The 524-nt window shown below is 58.0% G+C and carries 1 protein-coding gene; it reads left to right on the top strand.

Going from position 1 to position 524, the window contains the following annotated elements; genetic code table 11:
- Positions 1-26: 26 nt before the first annotated feature.
- Positions 27-524 (top strand): hypothetical protein (locus tag QJ48_RS35215; protein WP_054977847.1); only part of this gene is annotated, 498 nt, incomplete at its 3' end.

Below are 524 nucleotides of genomic sequence, written 5' to 3'. Positions count from 1 at the left end.
ACCCTAGACGGTCAGGAGGGAAGGACATGCTTGGAGTGTATTGGGGGCTGCTGATTACCGGCGTTCTATTCGCCCTGGTGACGGTACTGCTCGGTGATTTGCTCAGCAACGCGTTGGACGGGATGTTCGATTTCATGTCCGGCGACGTGCTTCACTGGTTGCAGCCGATGGTGCTCTTCAGCGCGATTACGGTGTTCGGCGGGGCCGGGGTGCTGCTGACAGGCTATACGTCTTTTGCAGCGGGGGCGGTCTTTGTCCTATCCCTGCTGGCTGCTGCCGCATCTGCCGTTCTGATTTATTTTATCTACGTGAAGCCGATGGAGAGAACCGAAAATTCGGTCGCCTTTTCGATGCAGGATTTGGTCGGCCGCATCGGTGAGGTAACCGTGCCGATTCCCGCGCGGGGCAGCGGCGAGGTTGTGATGCGGATCGGCGGCGGCATTACGAATCAAATTGCGGAAAGCTTCGATGGAACGGAGATTGCGGCAGGTCTCAAGGTTGTGACGGTGGAAGTGAAGGACGGC

Source organism: Paenibacillus sp. A3, from assembly GCF_001399685.1.
Lineage (GTDB): Bacteria > Bacillota > Bacilli > Paenibacillales > NBRC-103111 > Paenibacillus_G.
This window is presented reverse-complemented; position numbering and strand designations above follow the sequence as displayed.